The sequence below is a fragment of the Nostoc sp. CHAB 5715 genome (assembly GCF_020829685.1).
Taxonomy (GTDB): domain Bacteria; phylum Cyanobacteriota; class Cyanobacteriia; order Cyanobacteriales; family Nostocaceae; genus Nostoc.
Genome location: NZ_JAIVFR010000746.1, coordinates 1 through 3,835, shown reverse-complemented (window position 1 = coordinate 3,835; position 3,835 = coordinate 1). Strand labels below are relative to the sequence as shown.

The 3,835-nt window shown below is 45.2% G+C and carries 5 protein-coding genes; all 5 read right to left on the bottom strand.

The window, feature by feature from the left end:
* On the bottom strand, positions 1-495 hold a 495-nt coding region (locus LC574_RS30445), incomplete at its 3' end, for an NAD(+)/NADH kinase (RefSeq protein WP_229457328.1).
* Between the two features lie 6 nt (positions 496-501).
* Entirely contained in the window at positions 502-807 is a 306-nt protein-coding gene (nuoK, locus tag LC574_RS30440; protein ID WP_006199065.1) for an NADH-quinone oxidoreductase subunit NuoK, read from the bottom strand.
* 59 nt (positions 808-866) lie between these two features.
* Positions 867-1,481: an NADH-quinone oxidoreductase subunit J gene (locus tag LC574_RS30435; RefSeq protein WP_368736754.1), complete on the bottom strand. Its 615-nt coding sequence runs from the start codon at positions 1,479-1,481 to the stop codon at positions 867-869.
* Positions 1,482-1,592: 111 nt separating this feature from the next.
* Positions 1,593-2,177, bottom strand: coding sequence for an NAD(P)H-quinone oxidoreductase subunit I (gene ndhI / locus LC574_RS30430; RefSeq protein WP_104906370.1), 585 nt, complete (start codon positions 2,175-2,177; stop codon positions 1,593-1,595).
* Positions 2,178-2,336: 159 nt separating this feature from the next.
* Positions 2,337-3,455: an NADH-quinone oxidoreductase subunit NuoH gene (gene nuoH, locus LC574_RS30425; RefSeq protein WP_229457327.1), complete on the bottom strand. Its 1,119-nt coding sequence runs from the start codon at positions 3,453-3,455 to the stop codon at positions 2,337-2,339.
* Positions 3,456-3,835 lie beyond the last annotated feature (380 nt).

Below are 3,835 nucleotides of genomic sequence, written 5' to 3'. Positions count from 1 at the left end.
AATTGAAGTAATCATCCGGTCTGCGGAGGCGGGTTTGACACAAAACTCATTCAAAGCCAGATAATGCTCACTCACTGGTTCCAAATTAGACCCGTGACCCTCATACACCGCAGCTTGTAACATCATCCGTCGTTGGATAGCATAGCGATCCTCAAACAGTCGATCCCAAACCTTCTCAGTATCCTGAAACTCTTCCACTGACTCAGTTAAAAACCCCAGATGACCTCCCACATTCACTCCCAGAATCGGGATGCCAGCTGGGGCTAAATGTCTGGCACCTGTTAAAACAGTACCATCGCCACCGAGTACCAAGGCGAGATCAATTGGTTGAGCCGCCGAAGCCAAAAAGACAGGATAAGGGTTGTCTTTCGGGCCGCTTGGCCCCATCAACACTTGGCACTCGCGGCTTTCTAGTTGTTTAGCACAGATTTCTGCCCATTCTTTACTCCGGGCATCCCGTGCTTTATAAGCAATGATTACCTGCTTGAGTTGCACGCACAATTACCATTTTAGGAGATTAAACTGCTCCATATCGACGGTATCGCGGTTGCGATAAATGGCAAGCACGATCGCTAAACCCACCGCCGCCTCGGCTGCGGCCACGGTAATCACAAATACTGTGAAAACCTGACCCTTAATTAATGTTGAGTCGAGGAAATTGGAAAATGCCATTAAATTCAGATTAACAGCATTGAGCAGTAACTCAATTGACATCAGCACCCGCACAGCATTGCGGCTGGTAATTAAACCATAGATGCCGATGCAGAATAAAGCTGCTGCTAGTAATAAAAAGTACTGGAGTTGCATGAATTTGGGTATCCCTCCTGAAAAAATAGGCTGTATATTTGCGACTCTGGTCACAAATATTACTCTTTTATTTCGCTGGTTGTTGATACTAGCTCTCTGGGGCGTTCTTGCAAAGTCAAAACAGTTTGCCCCAGTTTGGATGGTGTCAATAGGTCTGGCAAATACTCGCGGCGTGCCAAAATAATTGCTCCTACCATCGCTATCAGCAGCAAAATGGAAGCCAGTTCAAAAGGCAGTAAAAAGTCAGTGAAGAAATGTTCTCCAATTAAAACTATAGAACTTTTACCACCCACCACAGGAGCAGCTGAGTAAGCCCAAGGAGTAGCCAGCACCATCGTACTTAAAAGACCGAACAATCCGACACTGACTATACCTGTTAGTAGTTTCCGCACCCAAGAGTTGGGAAATGCTACAAAATTCTGCCGCTTGTTCACCAACATAATGGCAAACAAAATCAACACGTTAACCGCTCCAACGTAAATCAGTATTTGTGCAGCTGCAACAAAATCAGCATTTAGCAACAGGTACATTCCCGCTATGCTGATGAACACACCCCCCAGCAAAAAGGCAGAATAGACGATGTTGGAGAACAGCACCACACCAATGGCCGCCCCAATCATCATCACGCCTAGTATGCCAAGTGATACAAACTGTACTCCTTCCGCTAGATTCACTGTTTTTTGTCCTTAGTCATTGGTCATTAGTCATTAGTCATTGGTCATTAGTCATTGGTCAATTGTCATTGCACAAAAGACGAAGGACAATGGACAAATGACAAATTACATTTATTTTTCTGTTTGTTCTACCAGGTCTTCTGGACGCGCACCAGCACGCGGTGCATCTGCGGGTAGTCCATGTGGTTCGAGGACGCCTTTGGGTAGGTAAACTAGTTCGCGCAGTGGTGTAACCATTGGGTCATCTGTTACCTTGTAGGGCAGACGACCTAGCGCTACGTTGTCATAGTTCAATTCATGGCGATCGTAAGTGGAAAGCTCATACTCTTCTGTCATAGATAGACAGTTAGTGGGGCAAAATTCCACACAATTACCGCAAAAGATACAAACTCCAAAGTCAATGCTGTAGTGGTTGAGTTTTTTCTTTTTGCTGGCTTTGTCGAATTCCCAATCTACTACAGGCAGGTTAATTGGACAAACGCGAACACAGACTTCGCAGGCGATGCACTTATCAAATTCAAAGTGAATTCTACCGCGAAACCGTTCGCCAAGAATCAGTTTCTCGTAAGGGTACTGTACGGTAATCGGACGCCGCCGCATGTGATCGAAGGTAACAGAAAGCCCCTGACCAATGTAACGCGCAGCTTGTACCGTTTCTTTGGCGTAATCACCAACTTGTTTCAGGAACTTTAGCATTGTGTTTCACTCTCTGTGTTTAAGCTATCAGTGTTATTTGTCTTTTGTCCTTAGTCATTTGTCCTTTGTTATTTGTCCTTAGTCATTCATCCTTTGTTATTTGTCCAAAGCTAATGACTAATGACTAATGACCAATGACTAATGACTAATGACTAATGACTAACCACCGAAGGCGAAGGGAAAGGCTAGTTTCAGGGCGGCAGTTAATAGGAGATTAACCAAACCAACTGGCAATAAAAACTTCCATCCTAAATCTAACAGTTGGTCAATCCGTACTCGTGGCACTGTCCAGCGCAACAGGATGGCGACAAACACTAGTAAATAGGCTTTGAACACGGTCATGGTGATCCCTAAAGCAGCAGTTACTATCTGGAACACGGGATTTAGTTCACTGACTCCCACCCAACCAGCAATGAGGTTGAGGGGAAGGGGAAAGTCCCAACCGCCCAGGTAGAGAATTGCTACTAGTAGGGAAGAAAGGATCAAGTTAACGTAAGAACCCAGGTAGAAAAGACCGAATTTCATACCTGAATATTCAGTTTGATAGCCTGCGACGATTTCTTCTTCCGCTTCGGGTAAGTCAAAGGGTAATCGTTCGCATTCAGCTAGGGCGGCTATCCAAAAGATCAGGAAACCGATTGGTTGTCGCCAAATGTTCCAGCCCAGTATGCCGTAGCCAGACTGTTGATTGACAATATCAACGGTGTCGAGGCTATTAGACATCATAGCGATCGCTAACACCGCCAACGCCAAAGGAATTTCATAACTAATAGATTGCGCTGCTGCCCGCAACCCCCCTAAGAGGGAGTATTTATTATTAGATGCGTAGCCAGCCATCAGCAAGCCAATGGGTTGAATGCTAGACAAGGAAATCCACAAGAATACGCCCATGCCCACATTGCTAATTACGATGTTCTGCCCAAAGGGGACGATCAGGAATGACAGAAACACCGGAATCACAACAATAATTGGCCCAAGGGTAAACAGCCAAGGGTCAGATTTGGCTGGTACTACATCTTCTTTAAATACCAACTTCAAACCATCCGCTACAGGTACCAGCAACCCAAAAGGCCCCTGGTATTCCGGCCCAATTCGCTGCTGTGCGGCGGCGGAAATTTTTCGTTCTAGCCAAGTAGCAACTAATACCCCCACTGTTGCCCCAATCAGCATCAGTATCATTGGCAGTGGCATCCAAATCGCTTTGGCTGTTCCTGCTGGTATACCTAAATCCCGGAGGGATTCAATAAAAGTTCCTTGGAGGTCAATTCCTGAGTTCATGTTTCCACTCTTTAAGACATCAAGTCATAGTGAATTACAACTATTAGTTGAATTAATACCTGTAAATTCACCCATTTTTAATTTTTGCCCAGATGACGCTTGATTGAAGATTTGTTGCTAATGCCCATGCCTAGTATATCGTTGGATGGTTTTAGCCCTCTGAAGCGAGATGAGAACTTCTACTTATGGTTGGCATTGAGATTGCTATTGAGGAGATGAGGAGATGAGGGGATGAGGGGGATGAGGGGGATGAGGGGATGAGGGGGATGAGGAAAATAACCTATGCCTAATGACTAATGACTAATCAGGGCTATTTCATTCTCATCTAGCCCGCCTCAGAATGAATTCTGAGTCTAATAGCGAAAGTCGTCTAAAGACGA